At 67.9% G+C, this 3,725-nt stretch carries 3 protein-coding genes; 1 reads left to right on the top strand and 2 read right to left on the bottom strand.

Translation table 11 applies throughout. The annotated features are described in order from the left end of the window. Positions 1-263 (top strand): magnesium chelatase subunit ChlI family protein (locus ACIKT0_RS14845; protein ID WP_474998504.1); only part of this gene is annotated, 263 nt, incomplete at its 5' end. Here ACIKT0_RS14845 and ACIKT0_RS14840 read toward each other — a convergent pair. Both ACIKT0_RS14840 and ACIKT0_RS14835 read right to left on the bottom strand, forming a co-directional pair. Beyond that, positions 245-1,846 (bottom strand): alpha-amylase family glycosyl hydrolase, encoded by a 1,602-nt coding sequence (locus ACIKT0_RS14840; RefSeq protein WP_407106089.1) that lies wholly within the window; start codon positions 1,844-1,846, stop codon positions 245-247. The two genes, ACIKT0_RS14845 and ACIKT0_RS14840, sit on opposite strands and share 19 nt — an antisense overlap. Before the next feature lie 3 nt (positions 1,847-1,849). After that, complete coding sequence (locus tag ACIKT0_RS14835) at positions 1,850-3,514, bottom strand: alpha-amylase family protein (RefSeq protein ID WP_407106087.1); 1,665 nt, start codon at positions 3,512-3,514, stop codon at positions 1,850-1,852. Positions 3,515-3,725: the final 211 nt, after the last annotated feature.

Genomic DNA, 3,725 nt, shown 5'->3' with positions numbered 1-3,725 from the left:
GGCTGGGGGTTCCGGGCTCGTTCCTCAACGCGCACCTGCCGGTCGCGGCCGTCGAGGACGCAACGCGCCCCGACGCGGCCGGCCGCAAACTGCTCGTCGAGGCGGCGGACGCTCTGCGTCTGTCGGCGCGCGGATATCACCGCGTCCTGAAGGTGGCCCGGACCATCGCAGACCTCGACGGGGTCGAGGCGGTCGGCCGCATCCATCTCGCGGAGGCGCTCGCCTACCGCGCCTCGCCGGAGCCTCAGGCGCGCGCCGCCTGAGGCTCTCCTCCAAGCCGGAGCACGACGCCTTCGTCGCCCCGAAGCCGAAGCGGCCCGGCGGGCTCCGGTCCGCTGCGGTCGAGATGGGTCGAGAGCAACGCCTCGGCGCGCGCGCCCGGAAGCGCGATCTCCACGGGCGACGAGCCGAAGTTCAAGGCGACCAGCAGTTCCTCGTCCTCTGACCGCCTGCGGAAGGCGAGCACGTCTCCCGTTGTCCCTTCGCCCTGGTAGCCGCCGATGGCGAGCGCCGGATGCGCGCGGCGCAGCGCGAGCAGCGCGCGGTGCAGGGCGAGCATGGATCGCGGATCGGCCTCCTGCGCGGCGACGTTGAGGGCGGTTGTGTCGTTGAGCGGCAGCCAGGGCCGTCCCGAGGTGAAGCCGCCCGTGGGGCTGTCGTCCCACGGCATCGGCGTGCGCGCGGGATCGCGGCCGTGGCCAGGCTCGTTCCGCTCCCAGGGATCCTGAGCGAGTTCGCGCGGCACGGGGACGTCCGCAAGCCCGATCTCGTCGCCGTAGTAGATCGTCAGCGTGCCCCGCAGGGTGAGCAGCAGCATGGCGGCGACGCGCGCCTGCGCGGCCCCGACCCGGGTGGCGATCCGCTTCTGGTCGTGATTTCCGAGCACCCAGTTCGGCCAGCCGCCGGGGGGCAGGGCGCGCTCGTATTCGTCGATCAGACGCCCGATCGCGCGGGCGCTCCATGGCGCGAGGATGAGCTGGAAGTTGAACGGCAGGTGGACCCCCGAGAGCCCGGGCCCGTAATAGGCGACGAGACGCTCGACCGGCAGGTAGATCTCCCCGATCAGCACCCGGTCCTCATAGCCGTCGACCACCGCCCGCATCTCGCGGATGACGTCCAGCACTTCGTCCTGGTCGGCCGAGTGCACCTGCAGCAGCCGTGAGATCTCCGGCTGCCCGGGCCCGAAGGCCGGGTTCGGCGGGTTGTCGCGGAACTGCGCGTCCTTGATCAGGTGCCAGATGACGTCGACCCGGAATCCATCCACGCCGCGGTCAAGCCAGAACCGCATGACGTCCGCCATGGCGGCGCGAAGTTCTGGATTGCGCCAGTTGAGGTCGGGCTGCTGCTCCAGGAAGGCGTGGTGATAGTACTGGCCGCTTGCTTCGTCGAAGGTCCAGGCGCTGCCGCCGAAATTGCTGATCCAGTTGTTTGGCGGGCCGCCGCCCGGCGCGGGGTCGCGCCAGATATACCAGTCACGCTTCGGGTTTGCTCGGCTGCTCCGGCTCTCGGCGAACCACGGGTGGGCCTCGGAGGTATGGTTCGGGACGAAGTCCAGGATCAGCTTCAGGCCGCGGGCGTGCGCCTGCCCGATCAGCCGATCGAAATCCTCGAGGGTTCCGAATATCGGGTCGACCCCGCAATAGTCGGCGATGTCGTAGCCGAAGTCCGCCATCGGGGACGGGAAGATCGGTGACAGCCAGACGGCGTCGACGCCGAGCCTGACGAGATAGTCGAGCCGCCGCCGCACGCCTTCCAGGTCGCCGATCCCGTCGCCGTTCGAGTCCTGGAACGACCTTGGGTAGACCTGATAGATGACCCCGCGCTGCCACCAGGCATGGCTCTGCATCTGTCAGATGTCGCTGCGGTCGAGCAGGTAGTTCAGCCCGCCTACCCGGAACCAGCGATAGCCGTAGCCCTCGAGCACGATCCGGTGCCGGTCGTCCTCGTCCGCCTCGCTGTGGGCCTGGGCGAGCAGGTCGACGAGCCGTCCGGGCTCTCCGTCGACCGGACCGACCCTGAAGACGACCTCCTTTGGCTCGGCGGCGAGATTGTGGAGAATGACGACCGCGTTGTTGCGCCAGTCGTAGCGGAGCGCGAGCACCGCGTCGTCGGACGTCGGCAGGCTGACGCAGTCGCCCCAGCCGATCTCCGGCAGCTCCTGGCGCATCCGGATGATGCGCTCTATCCAGTTGAGGAAGGAGTTCGGGTCGCGCCGCTGCTGGGCGACGTTGACGGTCTCGAAGCCGAAGCCCCCGCCTGAGATCACCGGCAGGAACGTCTTGTCGGCCTTGCTGAAGCCGCCCTGCTTTTCGCTGGACCACTGCATCGGGGTGCGGGCGCAGTTCCGCTCCGGCAGAGACAGGTCGTCCCCCATCGCGATCTCGTCGCCGTAGCGCAGCACTGGCGTGCCGGGGAGGGTGAACATCAGGCTGTAGGCGAGCTCCAGGCGCCTGCGGTCGCCGTCCAGCATCGGCGCGAGCCGGCGCCGGATGCCGCGGTCATATAGCTGCATCGTCTTGTCGGGCCCGAACGCGTCGAACACGGCCTGCCGCTGCTCGGGCGAGAGCCGCCCGAGATCGAGCTCATCGTGGTTGCGCAGAAAGATGCCCCACTGAGCGGTGTCGTATTTCGACTGCGTCTCCTTCAGCGCCTTCGCGAGCGGCCGCGCGTCCGCCGCTGCCAGCCCGTAGAACAGGCGCTGGTTGACGTGGAAATTGAACATCATCTGCATGCGGTCGCCGTCGACGCCGAAATACTTCATGTCGTCGTCGGGCAGCACGTTCGCCTCGGCGAGGATGACGCTGTCGCCCTTCCGCCATTGCAGGAACTCGCGGAACGTCCGGAGCATCTGGAACTGCTCCTTCGGCGTGCTGACGTCCGGCCCTTTCTCCGCGATGACGAACGGCACGGCGTCCATCCGGAAGCCGCTGACGCCGAGCTGGATCCAGAAACCCATGATTCTCAGGATTTCGGCCTGAACGTGCGGGTTCGACGTGTTCAGATCGGGCTGAAACTCGTAAAAACGATGGAAGTAATACTTCTTCGCAATCGGGTCTCGGGTCCAAGTCGTCTTCTGGACGCCAGGGAACACCATGCCCTGATCGGCGTTCTTGGGCTTTTTGTCTGACCAGACATACCAGTCGCGATAGGGCGACTTCGGGTCGGAGCGCGCGGACTGGAACCACGGATGCTGGTCGGAGGTGTGGTTGACCACGAGGTCGATCAGCACCCGCATGCCGCGCTGCTTCGCGGCGTGGGTGAACTCGACGAAGTCGCCGAGCGTGCCGTAGCGCGGATCGACGCTGTAGAAGTCGGAGACGTCGTAGCCGTCGTCGCGACCGGGCGACGCCTGGAACGGCATGAGCCAGACGGCCGTGACGCCGAGACCGTGCAGGTAGTCGAGCCGTCTCGTCAGCCCGCGGAAGTCGCCGACCCCGTCGCCGTCGGAGTCCATGAAGCTTTCCACGGACAGACAGTAGACGACGGCGTTCTTGTACCAGAGATCGGAGATCATCGCGCTCGTCCGGTGCCGCGCCCCGGTTAGCAACGCCGGGCCGGGCGGCCCGTTCCGCGCCGGCAAACTACCGCATCAGGCCGGCGGCCCTGAGCGCCCGTTCGATCGTCCCGCCGGTTTCGCGGCGCCGATATCGGCGGGAAAGACGCACGGACCTCGACGGGCAGATCGATCTTCAGCCGCCCGTCGCGGGCGAGGATGATCGCCCGCT

Source organism: Hansschlegelia beijingensis (assembly GCF_045505405.1).
GTDB lineage: Bacteria > Pseudomonadota > Alphaproteobacteria > Rhizobiales > Methylopilaceae > Methylopila > Methylopila beijingensis_A.
This window is presented reverse-complemented; position numbering and strand designations above follow the sequence as displayed.